At 61.0% G+C, this 695-nt stretch carries 1 protein-coding gene; it reads left to right on the forward strand.

What is annotated here, in order from left to right; all coding sequences use genetic code 11:
• Positions 1–188: 188 nt before the first annotated feature.
• The coding region (locus G6R24_RS21250) for a protein rep (protein ID WP_163550876.1) at positions 189–695 on the forward strand (507 nt) is incomplete at its 3' end.

The raw sequence follows: 695 nt of genomic DNA on the forward strand, positions 1-695 counted from the left end.
GGGTCGTGATCAAGGACGAAAATGATCTTGCCTCAAGAGATCTTCTAGGTACTACGGAAACTTTGCAGCCGCGATCATGCTCAAAACGGGCCTCCGCGGACCCCGATTTGCCCTGCGCCCCTTCGGAAACCTCCGAACGGCTTGATCGCCAGGATGCCCGGAGCGTTTTGCGAAACGGGCTCCGCGGCGTGACGACGAACCGGTGGCTCCGCGAGTGCGGTTTGCCGCTGGGCGTCTCGGATGTTGCTCTGATCCAAAACGGAGATCATCATTGCTACAGCGGCCTGTCGACGTGCGGATCTGGGTGGGTTTGTCCGGTTTGCTCGGCCAAGATCAGGTTCCGCCGTGCGGATGAGATCTCCCGGGCCATCGCCCGGGCCATCGAGGCCGGTTATGGGGCCATTTTCGTGACCAGAACAATCCCCCACACCGCCGAAGATGAACTGCGCACAACCCTCGGCTACCTGGCCGAAGGGCGCCGGTGGGCGGCGAATCAGCGCCAGGTCAAGCAGGCACGCGCGGAAGCCGGATACCTCGGGTGCATTACGGCGAAGGAAATCACCCGAGGGAACAACGGTTGGCATCCCCATACGCATGATGTGGAAGTTTTCCGGGAGCCGGTGACGCCGACGGCCTACGGGAAGCTGTCGAGGGAGTATTTCGATAAGTTGAATGCTTTCTATGTGCGGCAGGGG

The organism is Candidatus Frankia nodulisporulans (assembly GCF_902806475.1).
Taxonomy (GTDB): Bacteria; Actinomycetota; Actinomycetes; order Frankiales; family Frankiaceae; genus Frankia; species Frankia umida.